Origin of the sequence: Bacteroides sp., assembly GCF_019417265.1 — a bacterium.
Lineage (GTDB): Bacteria > Bacteroidota > Bacteroidia > Bacteroidales > Bacteroidaceae > Phocaeicola.
Genome location: NZ_DXVR01000057.1, coordinates 1 through 17,475 on the forward strand (window position 1 = coordinate 1; position 17,475 = coordinate 17,475).

At 41.2% G+C, this 17,475-nt stretch carries 8 protein-coding genes; 1 reads left to right on the top strand and 7 read right to left on the bottom strand.

What is annotated here, in order from left to right; all coding sequences use genetic code 11:
• Positions 1 to 155: 155 nt before the first annotated feature.
• The 7 genes from cysS to QZ379_RS08085 all read right to left on the bottom strand — a co-directional run bounded on the left by cysS (position 156) and on the right by QZ379_RS08085 (position 16,226).
• Entirely contained in the window at positions 156 to 1,634 is a 1,479-nt protein-coding gene (gene cysS / locus QZ379_RS08055; RefSeq protein WP_291562905.1) for a cysteine--tRNA ligase, read from the bottom strand.
• Positions 1,635 to 1,767: 133 nt separating this feature from the next.
• Positions 1,768 to 2,781 (bottom strand): arabinan endo-1,5-alpha-L-arabinosidase, encoded by a 1,014-nt coding sequence (locus QZ379_RS08060; RefSeq protein WP_291562908.1) that lies wholly within the window; start codon positions 2,779 to 2,781, stop codon positions 1,768 to 1,770.
• 22 nt (positions 2,782 to 2,803) lie between these two features.
• Positions 2,804 to 4,756, bottom strand: a complete 1,953-nt coding sequence (locus QZ379_RS08065; protein ID WP_291562911.1) for an arabinan endo-1,5-alpha-L-arabinosidase — start codon at positions 4,754 to 4,756, stop codon at positions 2,804 to 2,806.
• Between the two features lie 65 nt (positions 4,757 to 4,821).
• Complete coding sequence (locus QZ379_RS08070) at positions 4,822 to 6,576, bottom strand: hypothetical protein (protein ID WP_291562914.1); 1,755 nt, start codon at positions 6,574 to 6,576, stop codon at positions 4,822 to 4,824.
• 23 nt (positions 6,577 to 6,599) lie between these two features.
• On the bottom strand, positions 6,600 to 8,351 hold the full coding sequence (locus QZ379_RS08075; RefSeq protein ID WP_291562916.1) for a RagB/SusD family nutrient uptake outer membrane protein: 1,752 nt from the start codon (positions 8,349 to 8,351) through the stop codon (positions 6,600 to 6,602).
• Between the two features lie 38 nt (positions 8,352 to 8,389).
• A complete protein-coding gene (locus QZ379_RS08080; RefSeq protein ID WP_291562919.1) occupies positions 8,390 to 11,599 on the bottom strand; it encodes a TonB-dependent receptor in 3,210 nt (1,069 codons plus the stop codon).
• 406 nt (positions 11,600 to 12,005) lie between these two features.
• Positions 12,006 to 16,226 (bottom strand): response regulator, encoded by a 4,221-nt coding sequence (locus tag QZ379_RS08085; protein ID WP_291562921.1) that lies wholly within the window; start codon positions 16,224 to 16,226, stop codon positions 12,006 to 12,008.
• Positions 16,227 to 16,404: 178 nt separating this feature from the next.
• Between QZ379_RS08085 and QZ379_RS08090 the strand changes: the two genes are divergently transcribed.
• Positions 16,405 to 17,376, top strand: a complete 972-nt coding sequence (locus tag QZ379_RS08090) for a glycoside hydrolase family 43 protein (RefSeq protein WP_291562924.1) — start codon at positions 16,405 to 16,407, stop codon at positions 17,374 to 17,376.
• Positions 17,377 to 17,475 lie beyond the last annotated feature (99 nt).

A 17,475-nucleotide genomic window follows, 5' to 3' on the forward strand; every position in this document is an offset into this window, starting at 1 on the left:
CTATAATCAGTGGTAATGACATTATAACAGTCAACCAAAATCAGGAAAAGACAAACGCTCTCCGAACAGCATTCGAATGGTATTTAAACAGTATTTAAATAGCGTTCAAACAGTGTTCAGAGAGCGTTCAGTAAATGTTCGGTAATATAATTTTCTTACTTATTCAGTTTCCAAGTAAATCCATCTTTTGTATCTTTCACCTCGAAGCCAAGAGCTGCAAGGTTGTCACGTATCTTGTCGCTTGTAGCCCAATCCTTGTTAGCCTTGGCTATCATACGCTGTTCAAGCAACATGTCAACCACCTTGCCGTAAGCCTCCTCGCGTGCAGCATTGTTCTCAGCATCAGCCTTCAAGCCTAAAATATCAAATACAAACATATTGAATACGTGTTTCAGTTCCTCAAGGTCAGCTTCACTTATAGTCGCCTTCTTGTCGATTACAGTATTAATCATGCGTGTAGCATCGAAAAGCTGTGATATTACGATAGGAGTATTAAGGTCATCGTTCATAGCATCATAACATTTCTCACGCAAACCTGCCGGTTCAATACCGCTTGTAGTCTTAGAAGGAGTTATACGCTCAAGGTTCTTTACACCTTCCATCAATCGTTCAAGACCTTTCTCTGCGGCCTGAAGAGCCTCGTTGCTGAAATCCACAGTACTTCGGTAATGTGCCTGAAGGATGAAGAAACGGATTGTCATTGGCGAGTATGCCTGTGCAAGCAACTTGTTGCTGCCGGTAAAGAACTCATCAAGAGTGATGAAATTACCCAATGACTTACCCATCTTCTGACCGTTGATGGTTATCATATTGTTATGCATCCAGTAGCGCACCATGTCATGTCCCTGCGAAGCCACACTCTGAGCAATCTCACATTCATGATGAGGGAACACAAGATCCATACCGCCACCGTGAATATCAAACGTATCGCCCAGATACTTCTTTCCCATGGCTGTACATTCGCAATGCCATCCCGGGAATCCGTCACTCCATGGCGAAGGCCAACGCATGATATGTTCCGGCTGAGCACATTTCCAGAGGGCGAAATCCGCAGGATTACGTTTCTCCTGCTGTCCGTCAAGCTCGCGGGTAGTATTGATTACATCGTCAAGATTTCTTCCTGAGAGTTTTCCGTAATGATGGTCCTTGTTATATTTCGCGACATCGAAATATACAGAGCCCCGGCTTTCGTATGCATATCCGTTCTTCAGGATTTCCTCTACCAGCTGAATCTGCTCGATGATATGTCCCGACGCATGAGGTTCTATGCTTGGAGGAAGAACATTAAGCGCTTCCATAGCCTTATGATAGCGGTTCAGATAATATTGCACCACCTCCATAGGTTCAAGCTGTTCAAGGCGTGCCTTCTTTGCTATCTTGTCCTCACCGTCGTCGGCATCATGTTCCAAATGGCCCACATCAGTGATATTGCGAACATAACGTACTTTATATCCAAGATGTGTAAGATAACGGAAAAGAATGTCGAAAGTAATTGCCGGACGTGCATGTCCAAGATGGGCATCACCATACACGGTAGGTCCGCACACATACATGCCTACATGCGGTGCGTGAGCCGGCTTGAAAAGTTCCTTCGTACGGCTCAGTGTATTGTAGATTAAGAGTTTATTTTCCATAATGCATAAAAATTATGTTAGACCGCAAAGTTAAAAATAAATTCTTTGACAGACATATACTACCGGCAATTTTCTTTTATAGAATCACCTCAATACCACGTTCTAATAGAAATAACAAAAACAGAGCAAAAATCTATCCTACAATAGGCCACCCATCTTCTGTCCATTTTATTGTCCGTACATACAGCATAGGAGTACCGTCATTCTTAACGGAATAAGCATGAGCTATAAAATAATATTTCCCTTCAAACTTATATGCCGCACAATGTCCTATACCGGCCCAATTCTTATCTCCTTTTACAATTATTGTTCCTCCTCCATACTCCATTGATTTGCCATCACGGTCAAGGTAAGGGCCACGAACATCTTTGGAACGTCCCACAGCAACCTTATAATCACTCTTCAACCCACGGCAACAATAATCAAACGAAACAAACAGATAGTAATATTCACCGTGCTTCATAATGAAAGGAGCCTCAACCGCACCATCACCCGCATCCTCGCTTTTCACACTGACAGAGCGCTGACGGCGCGAAATGGAATACCACTCCTGTGGCTCGGCCACAGCGTTAAGGTCGTCGGTAAGACGGACTAACTTTATTCCGTCCCAGAAAGAACCGAAAGTCATCCACGGTGTACCCTTCTCGTCAATTATTATGTTAGGGTCTATGGCGTTCCATGAATCGCGGTTCGGAACAGACTGAATCACCATTCCGTGGTCGGTCCATTTGAAACGCGGGTCTTCCCTGTCGAGAGTGGGAGTTGTGGCATGCCCTATAGCCGAAGTGTTCTTTCCGAAAGCCGAACATGAATAAAACAAGTGGTACAACCCGTTGTGATAAATCACATCCGGTGCCCAAGTATGTCCGTTATATCCGTCAATCAGGTCTACAGCCCATTTGGGTGCTTCTGCAAAGACAGACGGTTCGAACTTCCAGTTCTTCATGTCGCGCGAGGACATCACGCTTATCCCCTGCCCCGTGGCAAAGAGATAATATGTATCTTTTTCTTTTATCATCACCGGGTCGTGAGTCATTACCTTATCGACGGTGATAATATCATCCGCTGCTGCCCGCGCTGATACGGGCAGGATAGCGAATGATGAACCAACAATAAATGTCATTAATGACTGAACTCCAAGTCTCATAAATTAAAGCCTTATAAACTAATTATTGTACTTTCTTCATCCAGTTAGTTATGCTTCCGCCGTCTTCATAACCACCACTTACGATAGTTGCCTTGCGTGGACTTGCTTCCCAGTCTACTTCTCGCTGGATATATATTTTATTTGTTCCTATTGAAATCACATTATTTTCTGCATCGAACGACCATGCAACATCATTACCCCAAGCTTCTGAAGTAACTTTTCCGTCCTCACCCAATGTTATAACTTTAGAAGCATATTGTGTTGCATTAACGTCATTAGTACTATTTTTAGGAGTAGGCACGAACTGTATAAGTTCCCATTTTCCAACGAGTTCAGACTTAGATATTGCAAGCTGAGGAACCGCTCCGTAACGTTCCGGCATAACAACAGGCCATCCGTCTTCTGTCCAAAGGATGCTGCGTACATGTCCCATCATAATGGCATTACTATACTGGTTTCCTCCTACGTTTGAGGGGAATCTGCCTTGTGAGGTATAGAACCAGTTACCGTTTCCATCATCAAAGATACCACAATGCGATATACCTACCCATCCATAACCACTGCTAAACTTATATGGAGCGGTCACAGCCGGATACATATCCTGACAACTAGTTGCCTGATTACCTTTCATATCCACATATGGTCCGTCAGGATTTTCAGAACGTACAACACGTGTATTATAGGCCACAGCAAGCTGGCCATATGCAATAAACATATAATAGTATCCTGTCTGAGGATTGTAGATTATATCCGGACCTTCTGAAGCCTGCCAGCGGTTGTTGTTTCTTCTTTCAACAAGTTTACCGTATGTATTTGCACTCCAATCAGATATCGCCCAAGGTTTACCCAATTCTGTTTTTGTCTTACCAGTAGCCGGGTCAATTTCTACTGCTGCAAAACCACTGTGCCATGAACCGTAAATCATCCAGTGTTCTCCTCCTTCTGTTACTACATAAGCGGGGTCTATAGCATTGAAATAGAAATATGCATCCCAGTTTCCGGTACTATTTCTGCTCCAGCCATCCGAAGCCTTGTCAGATGACGAGCATATCACCATCCCTTTGTCTTCCCACACGTTTGAAGCAGGGTCTGATGTTTCCATAAGACCTATAAACGCGCGTTCTGTCCAGGAATTGTCAAAGTTTTCACTTGCATTCGGTTTGCCGGTCTTTATATAATTATCAATCACAATGCTGTAGTACATCCTGTACAGTCCGTTTCTGACTTTTCTTACCACAGGAGCCCAGAATCCATAAACAGGTTCTTCTATAGGTTCCAGTCCCATGTCTGCCCTATAGGCATTAAGCCGGGTTTTGACCCATTCAGGAGCATCCTGCATTGTAGCTCCTAAATATTCCCAGTTTACCAAATCTTTAGACCTGCGACAATGGAAGTGTCCGTGTCCTTCATGAGCATTACCATATGAAGCGTCTGTCTGATACATATAGTAAAAACCATCTTCAGCCTTGAACACAGAAGGGTCGTGAACATTTGCCAGATTCCATTCATTACGTTTGTCCCAAGCTGCCATGGAAGTATAGTCATCAGCATAGTCCGGAGCTACATAATTCTCGAACTGTTCTTCCAGACTTTGGTCTGCTGTTGTTGCAGTAATAGTTTCCGAATATATGTAACGGCTGTTACCGTAGATATAAGCACGTACATAATAAGGAGTGTTGCTTTTCAGTCCTGAAATAGTAACACTGAAATTTTCGTCCGCATCCAAGACATTATCCTTGATAGTAGGATTCTGAACATTCAGGCTATAACAGAAACCTTTTTTCACTACATTATTTACATCACCGCTCGCAGTCGATGTAACAGTCAAAGAGAAGCCTGTCTTTTCAGTTACAACAGGTGCGGATGCCACTATACCGCTGTCGCTGCTGTATTCTATGTTATCCAGTCCATCGGTACAAGCCGTAAAGCCGAAAGCCGTAAACAAGGATATCAGAAAGTATGATATTTTTTTCATTTGATTATTTTGTTTAGACATACCGCTACTCCAAAAGAGTAACGGCATGTATTGTTATAAAAAATTTATTCAAAAACGAGATGACAGCCATCAACTGAAAGTGCAAAATTCAAATCATCAGGATTAACAGTATTGATACCCAAATAATACTGTATAGATGTTGTACCTGTAGAACCTATCATAACAGCCTGAATATCGGCCGTACTATTGCCACAGTTTGTTACATATACTGTAACTTTGGCACCATTCATTCCGGCAAGCCAAGTAGCCCAGTCGGCTTGACCTCCACTAGTTACACAAGCAGCATATCCGTCACCCCATCCATAGTTATCAGCACGAACTACAGCATATTCGGTATAATCAGTCATTCGCAACACTACCAAGAAGTTATTCCAGTTATTGGCCAGACTACTGTTGTTGACAAATTCAACAGACCTAGTTTCACCAACTGGCACATTGAAATCATCAGAAAAATCTCCCCAAAATACAGTGCTATTATCTATAGCTCCTACAGTGCCAGTATAACTAATAGGTGAGACTTGAGATTCTTTAACTGTTATACTAACTTCTGCAGTAACACCCTCATCAGCAGTAATAGTTACTTTATGGATACCAACAGTTGCTGGAACCGCTGAGAAAGTAAGTTTTGAATTATCAAGAACTCTTAGTTTTCCAGTAGATTCAGTAGCCGTAACAACCATTCCTGTAGGATCGAAAGCTAAAGTGCGATTTGTAAGAGTTTCTGTAGCTTCTGATATGTAATAATAGTATGTAGTACGTGATGGTTGAGTTGTCACTTCAATAGATTCAATACTTTCAACAACCTCAAACTTGGCATTAGCCATAATAGGAGTATCACAGTTTTCACCCTTAAAAGTCTTATTATATACAGCTACAAGTGTTTTTTCTCCGGCAGTATTCATATCCGGAATAGCCGAGAAACTAAGTTCCGATGCTGTAACAGTTTTCGTGACACCTTCTTCGAAAGTAACCAAAGCGGCAGCTCCAGCCATAGCATCTTCAAGAGAAGTTCCTAAATTCACCTGAGCCGGTACATTCTGTAATACCATAGATACCGGATTCTTGTCAGCCGCAGAGGTACAACCACCTATCGGTTCAATATTTGTCTGTAGAAAGTCAATATAAGAGCCTTCGGGAACCATGAAACAACGAATATTCTTGTTATTGGCATCAGCATTTAAATCAACAAGCGTATAAGGTTGCTTATAAGTTTTTGTAACTGTTCCATTAGTCATAGTTATACTAAAAGCCTCAGGATTGGTTCTGTCAACTGTAAGCGTTACTTTTCCTCCAAGTTTCTCAACACCGGCATCCGTATCGGTTTCAAAAGTAAGAGTACTCTGTATATAAGAACGGTCAATATAATCCCCCCATTCAGAGTTACCGGATGGTTGATTATCAAAACGTATTGCCCCATACTCTTTATATCCGCTACCTTCTCGATTATCATCCGCACTGATTATCAAAGCAAAATTCTTATAAGTATTTGGTGCACTTGGATTAATATTAAGATTGAACACCGCATTCCATTTCTGTCCGTCAGGTATCACGTAATATTTAGAAAAAGCAGACCACCAACCACTTGAATAATCAGTTTTTCCAATAGTATATACATCCTCCATCATGCCTTCCAGCACTTCCTCTTCCTGTTTATTACTGTCTTCTATTTCCTGAACCTTATCAGAAATCCAGTCCGGTGCATTAACCTCAAAGATTTCTCCACCTTCGCAACCTGTCAATGCAAACAGCCCAAAAGCTGCAGAACAACATGCTAATGCTATTTTATTATAATTTCTCATTGTCTTAAACATTATTAGGTTATTTATTCACTTAAATCAACTACCGGACGTACTGTCCATCCTTTTTCACTGAAATAGACTGAATTGTCAGAACTGTTGTTTGCAGAGTTTCCTTTAAGATTAGGGTTCTTGTTTGTCAATGTCTGAACAATAGGCAAGAATTCATGACCGGTAATATAAGTATCAAAAGAACTCTTAAATTCAGAATCGGATGATATATCCGCATATCTTACAGGGGCTTTTACATTCTTGGTAGAACGGCGGAAAGTTCCATGTTCCTTAAGCTGTTGCAAACGTCCGTTGTCATAGAAGAATCCCCATCTTATCAAATCAAATCCACGTCCAAACTCACAGCCAAATTCCTTTGGTCTTTCTACATTGGCTATCTGCTCAAACAGTTTGTCGGGTGTATCAAAGTCTTCAAGTTCCAAATCAGGCAAATCAGCACGTCCGCGTACCTCGTTAATCCAGTCAATGGCTCTCTGTGTAGGACCGTTCACTTCATTCTCACACTCCGCTGCACGAAGCAACACATCGGAATAACGCATCAGGCGGATGTTTATACCGTCACGCAAACCTGTAACTACTGTGCTATACAAACCTGTACGAAGATTGGTAAATTTGGCGATAGGCAATCCACCGTTAGTATTATTGGTATAAATGTCTTCTGTAGCAGAAAGTTCGTGAGTATAGGCTACATTTCCAAACTCAAAACCTTCCCATCCGGTTTCATATGTACCGATAGTCCAATAAAGGCGTGGATCAAGTTTACCATCTTTTGTACGTTCTTTCTTAAACAGTTCATATAACCAAGGAGATGCAGATATATCAGCCCAACCACCATATTTTCCGGGAGCAAAGTTACTTTCTATGGCAGAACCTTGAGTCGCGTTAGGACTTGTGTTTACCGGAGTCCATTCATCGTCTGTTCCCTGCGAGCCATAATCGAGGAACTGTACCTCGAAAAGACTTTCGTCATTGTTTTCGTAAGCGGAACCTTCTCTGAAGTTATCACCATAATTATCCATCAGTCTGTATGTTCCATATTTCTTATCGATAATATCAGTCAGAACTGTAAGTGCCTCTGAGAATTTATGGCGAACCATCAGAGTACGTGCATAATAGCCGGCTGCAGAACCACAGGTGGCACGTCCGCCGGACCATTCACCACCCATATCGCGTGATGGAAGCAGTTCCATAGCTCCGGAGAAATCCTTTTCTACCCGGTCGAGCACCTCATCGTAAGAACTGTTCTCACCGTAAAGGCCTTCAAGTGAAGAATAGCCCGCATAATCAAGAATGAGAGGTGGGTTCTGATAATAACCTGACAGATTGTAATATGACAAACCTCTGAGGAACAAAGCCTGACCTTTAATGCGTCGCATGCTTTCAGACAGCTTGCTGTTGTCTTCATCACAACGTGAAAGGATAAAGTTACATACATTTATTGTGTAATACCACTCGCGCCATGGCCACCATGTAATATCGGAAGTTACCTCGGCATTAAGGTCATCGAAAGGCAGGTACCATACCTGAGAAGAGTTCCAGGCTTCATCACCACGACATACGTCAATAGTATAGCCTACACGTGCATAAGAACCTTCCATACGGATATGGTTATAGGCAGCGATAACACTTTCTTCCAAATCATCGGCATTGAAACCGAAAGTGCTTGAAGTCTGTTGATTAGGATTTATCATTTCAAGTCTGTCAATACAAGAAGTAAATGTTCCTAATCCGAAAAGGAGAGCAAGTGAATATATATTTAGTTTCATACGATATATTTTTAGTATTTATATATATTGGATGACAATTAGAATGTAAAATGAACTCCGCACATGAATGTACGCGCTGTTGGATATGAACAGAAGTTATAACCCGGTGTGAATGTACCACCTGCATAATCCACATTATAGCCATGATAACCGGTAAATGTATGCAAGTTCTGTGCAGATACATATAGACGTACATCTGATACATACTTACCAAACCATTCATTAGGGAAGTTATAACCTAATTCAACATTTGCAATTTTCCAGTAAGCTGCATTCTGAATCTTACGCTGGCTGAAGAGGTCATTCCATGCCAAGCTGGCATTATTAGTTATGTAGGTACGTGGAACATCTGAGATATAAGTGCTTCCATCTTCACTGAAACGGTTGGCATCAAGAATAGCAACGGCTTTATTACCCCAACCATAGCAAGAATTCAATGAGTTGTAGATATCGTCACTTACATGATAGTTCAAAGCACCGAATGTAGAGATACTTAAATCAAAACCTTTATATTCAAAACGTGCGCTAAGACCGAAGTTTACCTTTGGCAGACCGCTGCCAAGCACAACTTGGTCGTATGCATCCACTTTACCATCAGGAGTACCTTCAGGACCGCTCAAGTCTTTATAAAGACAGTCACCAATCCGGGCGCCTTCCTGTACAGCATGGTTATCAAGGTCTTCTTGTGTACGAGCTATACCTTCATACACCCAACCATAGAACTGACCGATTTCTTCACCTACGTTTGTTATATAAGCTCCTGAAATATAAGAGTCTGTACCGAAGCCTAATGAAGTTACACGGTTTTTCAATGTACTAAGGTTACCTGAGAATTCATATTTGAAAGGATTGTCATGGTTACGATAAGTAGCAGAGAATTCAAAACCTGAGTTTTCCATCGATGCAGCATTCATTATTACCGTTGTATTGGAAACTCCTGCCTGTTCCGGAACAGGAACTTCATACAGCAAATCTGTACTTGTGTTCTTATACCATTCAGCTGTGAACTCCAGTCTGTTACGGAAGAATGCGAGGTCAACACCGACATTGTATGTTTTCTTCTTTTCCCAAGCCAAGTTGTTATCCACAAAAGTAGAAATAGCAGAACCTGTCACAGGTGAATTATTGAAATTATAAGTCATATTGTTACGCGACATTACTGCCTGATACATGTACTCACCGATATTCTCGTTACCAAGTTCACCATAGCTGGCACGGAACTTGAACATATTTACAACATCAGGATTGAAAGGGAAGAAATTTTCCTTATCAAAACGCCAACCGACAGATACAGAAGGGAAAGTTCCCCAACGGATACTTTTGGTCAGACGAGAACTGGCATCTCTACGGACCGTTGCCGAAAACAAATATCTGTCATCATAATTGTAATTGACACGACCGATATAAGATAAAATGGCATGCTTATACTCAAAACTTTCCGAAAATCTGTCCGAACCGTTCTGAAGTTGGAGGAAGTAAGGTTCAGTGAAATCCAACCCCCATCCTGTCAACAAATCTGTGTTTTCCTCCTCAAAAGTCTGACCGGCAATCACATTTATATGATGCTTTCCTATTGTACCATCATAAGTAAGCACATTTTCTATCAATGCATCCGAGTATATACGCGAAGCTTTTGTCAGGCGTTCATTGCTCTTTGCCAGATAAACACGGTTACTCTGTACCCATGAAGGAATCCATGTAAAGTCTTTACAGTTGGTTTTACTGTAAGAAAGATTCAATTTATAATTTAGTTTATGATTCTTGCTGTCAACACCTATCATTTTGAGAAGGTCAACATCTGCCGACGCAGTTCCCACAAATCTGTCAACACGTGTATTACGCTGCATCAGATTGTTTACGAGCAATGGATTGGATGCAGAGATATCACCATGTATGTCATCATAATAAACCCCATAACCGTAAGCATCGTAATTGAAGTCTTTTGCAATACCGACTTTGTCGTCCAATACCCATGTTGACTCATCATAGGCCTTTATGGTAGGCTGCATAAGCAATGTTCCACGAAGAACATTAGTCACGTCACCATATAATCCCTGAACATATTCCGAAGCATTTGACAATCCCATGTTATCCTGATCCGAATGGGAATAAACAATACTGGTATGGAATTTCACGAACTTAGTGTCCATAGTATTGTTGACACGTGCTGTGAAACGTTCATAATTAGGGCCTGCACCTTCGAGAGTCCCTTTCTGGTTAAAATAATCCAATGCCACATTATAAGTATTGTGCGCACCGCCACCGGAAAGATTTACATTATGATTTTGGCGGATACCGGTTTTGAATACTTCTTTAAACCAATCTGTATTGGTGTCATCCTGGAAACGGTATTTACCTGTAGCACTGTCAAGGTGATATCCTCCCGGAATAGGAGTATTAGAATTAACACATGCCTGACCGACATATTGACTGTACCGGTCTGCATCCATTACATCATATACATTGTTAGGAATATAATCGACACCAAAATATCCATTATAATCCACTTTCAGCGGTTGGTCTTTCTGACCACGTTTTGTAGTAATGATAACCACACCATTAGCAGCACGGGAACCGTAAATAGCAGCTGCAGAGGCATCCTTCAACACCTGAATTGTTTCTATATCATTAGAAGAGAAATCACGAATGGAAGTTCCCATCGGAACACCGTCGATTACATAAAGAGGTGCAGTGCTTCCGAAAGAGCCGATACCACGGATACGAACTGAAGGGTCGGCACCGGGCTGACCGTCAGATGTAATTTGCACACCTGCCACCTTTCCTTCAAGCATAGAAGATATATTTGAATGTGAAACCTGTTTCAAAGCTTCTGCATCTACTACAGATACGGCACCTGTCAAATCTGACTTTTTCTGTGTACCGTAACCTACAACGACTACCTGCTCAAGCATCAAATCGTCTGTCTGCAGTTGAATCGGTTCCAGGACTGCTCTATTGCGAACAGCTATTTCACGGTCCTTATATCCGACATAACTTATCAATAAAACAGAGTTACCGGGAACCTCAATCTGGAAATTTCCATCAAAGTCGGTTGTTGTTCCCGTTTGTCCATCTTTAACTCTGATAGTAGCACCAAGCAAAGGAAGACCTTGCTCATCAATAACCTGACCACTTACCTTAATTGAAGGAGATTGTGCCACAGCAGCCAAAGCAGATGAAGGATATACCATTGTTCCTCCAAAGGCACATAAACCAAGCATTGCAGAAAAAATAAATTGTTTTTTCATTTTAAATGGTATTAAATTTAAATTTTTCAATAAACCAATTAGATTGTTCTAACATAACAAAGATGAGTTTTTATCCATTTTCGCACAGATAAGATTAATACAATAACCTATAAGGGAAAATCTTTACGTTACGGTGTAATATCGTATTCTGCAAATCCCTTGCAAAATACTAATGACTGTTTTTGTAGCATTCTCCATAATACATTCTTTTAAAATATAACAAATTATTTTATGCCACAAAAATATAGGAGATAGCCAAAACGGAAGTGGACAAAAAAAGATAATAAGTGGACAAAAGCATGTTTTTACTTAAGTCCACCTATTAATATCTGATTTATACACTTTATAACTTACAAATCATTATTTACACCTGATTATCATGTTATACCCGTTCAAACACTTGCCGTCATTTATCCTCCATTATACTGCTCGGAGTTACATTGAAATGTTTTGTAAAGCAGCGTGTAAAATATTTGGGGTCGTTGAACCCGACCTGATATGCAATTTCTGATATGTTCATATTGTGTGTCACCTTGTTTTTCAACAAAAGTTCACGCGCAAGGTTCAATCTGTAATTTCTCATAAACTGATTTGCAGACTGTCCCGTCAGGCTCTGCATCTTCTTGTTCAGAAGACTCTTGCTCATACCCACCGCATTGATAAAATCAGCGACATCAAAGTCCGGATTCATGTAATTTTCTTTTACTGTTTTCATAGCCTTGTCAAGAAACTTCTTGTCGCCCGACTCTTCTTCTATTCCCAAAGAATCCACATCCATTGTCAGATAGAACTTCTGCTGGAAACGCTTTCTGTTTTCCAATATACCTAAAATTCGTGCCAACAATAAATTCTCATCGAAAGGTTTCAACAGATAGGAGTCTACACCAGCTTTATAGCCTTCCAATCTTGCTTCGTCAGAAGTCTTTGCCGTAAGCATAAGAATAGGTATATGTGATATAGAGAAATCACTCCTTATTCTATGCGACAGTTCCATTCCATCCATCACAGGCATCATAAGGTCGCTGATTACGAAGTCTACATTCGAAGAACTCAGGACATGCAGGGCTTCCTCACCATTAGATGCTTCCAGTACATTATAATATTCTGCCAGAATGGACCTTATATAATCTCTCATATCCTTATTGTCCTCTACGATAAGAATATTCAGTTTACCGTTCTTTTCAGGCGACAACGATACTTCGTCATGTTCATCGTCATATACTTCATCTACTATCTCATTCTTATCTCCTCTTTCTACAGGCAATAATATTCTGAAAGACGAGCCTTGCACCGGATTGTTCATAGCAACCAGACTACCTTCCAGCAGTGTTATAAGTTTCTTGCAGAGGTACAGTCCTATGCCTGTTCCACTTTGTCCGCTTACCGACTCCAGGCCCTGATTATCTGCCTGATAAAAGCGGTTGAAGATTTTCTCGATATCGCCTTCGGGGATTCCCTTTCCGGTATCTCTTACACATATGTACAGTTTCTCCTCGCCGTTGTCGTTCACTGTTGCAGCATAAACAGATACCATACCTCCTTTCTCTGTAAACTTTATGGCATTGCTTATAAGATTTGTTATCACCTTACGCATTATATCTTCATCGAACATCATATACGGATTGTCAATGCGCTTATAAGACTTCAACGTAATGCCATGGTCGCCTGCAAATGCGACAAAAGGGGTAAGCAAGTCATCGAGGAACGTATTTATATTTCCATGATGGCATATAATCCTCATCCTTCCATCCTCCACTTTTCTGAAGTCCAACAGCTGGTTTATCAGCGAGAGAAGATATTTGCTGTTTTTCTCAACCAGATTGAGCTGTTCGATAACCTGCGGATTATAACTCAACTTCAAGGCCCTTTCGATAGGGCCTACTATAAGCGTAAGCGGAGTTCTGAACTCATGTGTGATGTTTGTAAAGAAAGTCAGTTTGTCAATAGTCAGTTCCTCTACCTTGCGGGACATTTCAAGTATCTTGTTTTTCTGTTCCGTTATCTGGATATTCTGTTCTTTCAACAGTCCGTTCTGTTTTGACAGTTCCTCTGTCTGTACAGAAAGCAGTTTCTGCTGTTCCTTGAGTTCGCGGGTTCGTTCTTCTACCTTGTCATGCAGTATAATCTGCTGTCGTTTCATCTCGTTAAACCTCCAGGTCTCTATTCTGTAGCCTATAAGAACCGACAGCAGCATAACCGACAATACAAACCACGGAGTCTTGTAGAAATATGGCGAAACTTCTATCTGAAGTCCATTACCCGCACTTATCCAGTTCTTACCATCGGGGGTATATCTCAACTGGAAACTGTATTTCCCCGGTTTCAGATTAGTATAAGTCACCGTGCGTCTGTCTCTTCTCGTATCTATCCAGTTATCGTCAAAACCAACAAGGCGATAAGAATATGCCGCCAACGAAGAAGGATTATAATCGAGGGCCGCAAACTCTATGGTCAATGACTTGTCATTCTCATGGAGTTCCAACAGTCCATCTTCAGGATGGCATGCCCCACCTATTACATTTATCCGGGTGATAGCCAACGGGAAATTCATACGGCTTTCATTTTCCATTACCGTATGTACTTCGGAAAGGCCTCCCAAGCTTCCCAGATAGATTTTCTCGCCATTGCCGGACACGGCAGTGGCATTCCAGTAGAAATTATCCGATGGCAATCCGTCTTTTGACGTATAACCTACAAACATATCATCCTTGGGATAATACCTTGAAAGACCATTTACAGTGGTAATCCAGATATTGCCATACCAGTCTTCCTGTATGCCGCGCACATTATTACTTATCAACCCATCCTGAACATTATATGATGAGAACACGTAATTCTCGCCTTCTTTTACGGCACGATATATCCCTGCACCGTTGCTGCCAATCCACAAATCACCGTTTCCGGCCTCATGTACACACGTAATTCGTTCACCCTTAGGCATATTTACTCCATCGGTATATTTCTTATAGACCAACTCACCGCGTGAATAAGCCTTGAGGTCCACTCTCAACAATCCGTAAACGGAAGACAGCCATAAATCTCCGGACCCCGAAATACAGCTTCCCAAAGCATTTATGTTTACTATCTCTTTCTCAGTATCCTTGAAAGGCTCTTTTACAGTATTATCCTTCGGATTATAGACATATGCACTATGCTGTGAACCAATCCAAAGTAAATCATTTATTCTGTCATAAATTAATGTAGATATGAAAATGTCATCTATACCATCTATCCTGTTGAAGCGTTTGCCGGTTCCCGTTTTCCGGTTTATCCATCCTACGCCTCCTCCCCATGTACCTACATAAAGTCTTTCCTTTCCATCGAGAGCCAAAGAACTGACTGTGTTATGACTGAGATAAGAAGGCGCATCTGTAGTGAAATGGATAAAACCGTTCATTCCCATAGGTTTACAGTTGAGTCCTCCCTCTACCACTCCTACCCATAATGTACCGTCATTGTCTTCAATAATTGAGTTTACAAGATTTCTCGACAGACTGGATGCCTGGTTCTGCAAATGCAGATAGTTTGTAACATATAAGCGTGAAGCATACATTTTTGCAAGCCCACCGGTTTCTGTACCTATCCACACAATGTCATTTCCATCGTCATAAAAAAGTACATTGACAAAGTTTGAGTTTAGCTGAGAACCACCTCCCAATCCGCCTTCATCGTCATTTATAACATGCTGGAAGTTGTCATAGACAGGGTTGTAGATATTAAGCCCCATCAAAGTTCCGACAATCAGCGTTCCATCCCCTGCCGATGTGATATCTGTTATATAGTTCTGTGATAAAGAATGTCCGTCCTCCCTATTGTGCATATAATATCGCACAGTATCTGTCAATATGCTGTATCTGAACAGGCCGAAACTTGTTCCTATCCATACGTCATTATTAAGAACGTGCATGCAAAAGACCGACTGACCGGATAACGAGGCTAAAGATGATGAAGCGGCATTAGGCTCCTGCCACTCCATAACCGTATCAGCTACGCGACACAGCATATCATCTTTCTGGAACCAGATATATCCACCAATCTCACATAATGCGGTACCGCGCTCGTTCGTATTGACATGCGATACTTTTATCACATCACTCACGCCACCTTTATCATCAAGCACCACCTTATAAAGAATGTTCTTGCTACTCAACCATATATTGCCCGACTTAGAAACGAGCATCCCGGATATAGGAGAATCAATAAATGGCATTAAGGAAGATGCCACTTCCGATGTCCTTAGGTCAAGGTCGTTTATAGATATAAGGTCTATTCCGTCATCTCCGGACACCCATAAACGTCCGAACCTATCTTCACATAAATGGCTTATAAAGTTAGATTTCAGTTTGTTAGTTCCTGTATTGGTACTGAAATTCACAAACTCATATCCATCGTATCGGGAAACTCCTCCTCCCATAGTGGAAAGCCACAGATATCCACGACTGTCCTTTACCACATCATCAACAAAGACGTGCGGCAAACCGTCCTGCATTGTGATACAGGAAAATGTATATCTGTTTGTGTAGTTCACAATTTCCTGCCTGTCTGCATTCCTTGCGGATGACTGCAGTATTCCCACAAGACAATATAATATAAACAATGAATAAGATAGAATGTGCTTTAAATTCATAATTCCAGGTTTTAATTATCCACAAAAATAAAATCTATTTCCTAATTTCATACTACTCCGGACACTGTTTTTCACCACATTTGCAAGTTTATCCACCTAACATGTTTATTTGTCCACCTGCCCAATAAGCTCCAAAAGGTATTTTTGCAAAAAATTAATTTCTGACAGTATGAAAAATATGATTAAACCTTTAATTGTTACATTGCTTGCAAGCTTCGTATGCCACACATTGTATGCGGCGAAAGAAGACACTACTTTCGTAGCCAAAGGTAATCCTGTAATTACACACAAATACTTGGGCGACCCGGCTGCTTTGGTACACAACGGTACGGTATATATCTATGCCGGACACGACGAATGTCCGGAACCTCATCAATATTATCTGATGAACGAATGGTGTATTTTCTCTACCAAGGACATGAAAACATTCACCGAACATTCTTACACTCTTAAGGCAAAGGATTTCAAATGGGCAAAGGGTGATGCATGGGCAAGCCAGGTAATAGAAAGGAACGGTAAATTCTACTGGTATGTAACTGTCGAGCATGCTACTATACCGGGAAAATCAATCGGTGTGGCAGTGGCTGATTCTCCAACAGGTCCTTTCAAGGATGCAAGGGGCAGTGCATTAATCACTAATGATATGACTACCGAATATACTTCCATAGCATGGGACGACATTGACCCGACCGTAATAATAGATGACGACGGACAGGCATATCTGTTCTGGGGTAACACTCAGTGCTATTATGCAAAACTGAAAGAAAACATGACAGAGCTTGACGGCCCTATAATTCCGATAAATCTTCCACGCTTCACTGAAGCTCCATGGATACACAAACATGGCGACTGGTATTATCTGTCGTTCGCATCGGAATTTCCGGAGAAAATCTGCTATGCCATGAGCAAAAGCATCAACGGGCCATGGGAGTATAAAGGGACACTGAACGAACTGGCCGGAAACTCCAATACAAACCACCAATCAATAATAGACTTCAACGGTAAATCGTATTTCATTTACCATAACGGCGGAATAAATACTCATGGAGGCAGTTTCCGACGCTCTATCTGCATTGACCGTCTATATTATAATGAAGACGGAACGATAAAAAGAATACAGATGACGAGCGAAGGAACTAACGTACGATGAACATGCAGTGAACAGCTAATGAACGCTCAGTAAACGTTCCGTTCATTGTCTTACCCTGAAAAAAGTTGACTCATAAAACCAACATTATGAGTTCACAAA

What these genes read in the sequence shown, in the direction of transcription:
- cysS (WP_291562905.1), bottom strand. Translation starts at nt 1,634, where the DNA reads ATGGAAAATAAACTCTTAATCTACAATACACTGAGCCGTACGAAGGAA.
- QZ379_RS08060 (WP_291562908.1), bottom strand. Translation starts at nt 2,781, where the DNA reads ATGAGACTTGGAGTTCAGTCATTAATGACATTTATTGTTGGTTCATCA.
- QZ379_RS08065 (WP_291562911.1), bottom strand. Translation starts at nt 4,756, where the DNA reads ATGAAAAAAATATCATACTTTCTGATATCCTTGTTTACGGCTTTCGGC.
- QZ379_RS08070 (WP_291562914.1), bottom strand. Translation starts at nt 6,576, where the DNA reads ATGAGAAATTATAATAAAATAGCATTAGCATGTTGTTCTGCAGCTTTT.
- QZ379_RS08075 (WP_291562916.1), bottom strand. Translation starts at nt 8,351, where the DNA reads ATGAAACTAAATATATATTCACTTGCTCTCCTTTTCGGATTAGGAACA.
- QZ379_RS08080 (WP_291562919.1), bottom strand. Translation starts at nt 11,599, where the DNA reads ATGAAAAAACAATTTATTTTTTCTGCAATGCTTGGTTTATGTGCCTTT.
- QZ379_RS08085 (WP_291562921.1), bottom strand. Translation starts at nt 16,226, where the DNA reads ATGAATTTAAAGCACATTCTATCTTATTCATTGTTTATATTATATTGT.
- QZ379_RS08090 (WP_291562924.1), top strand. Translation starts at nt 16,405, where the DNA reads ATGATTAAACCTTTAATTGTTACATTGCTTGCAAGCTTCGTATGCCAC.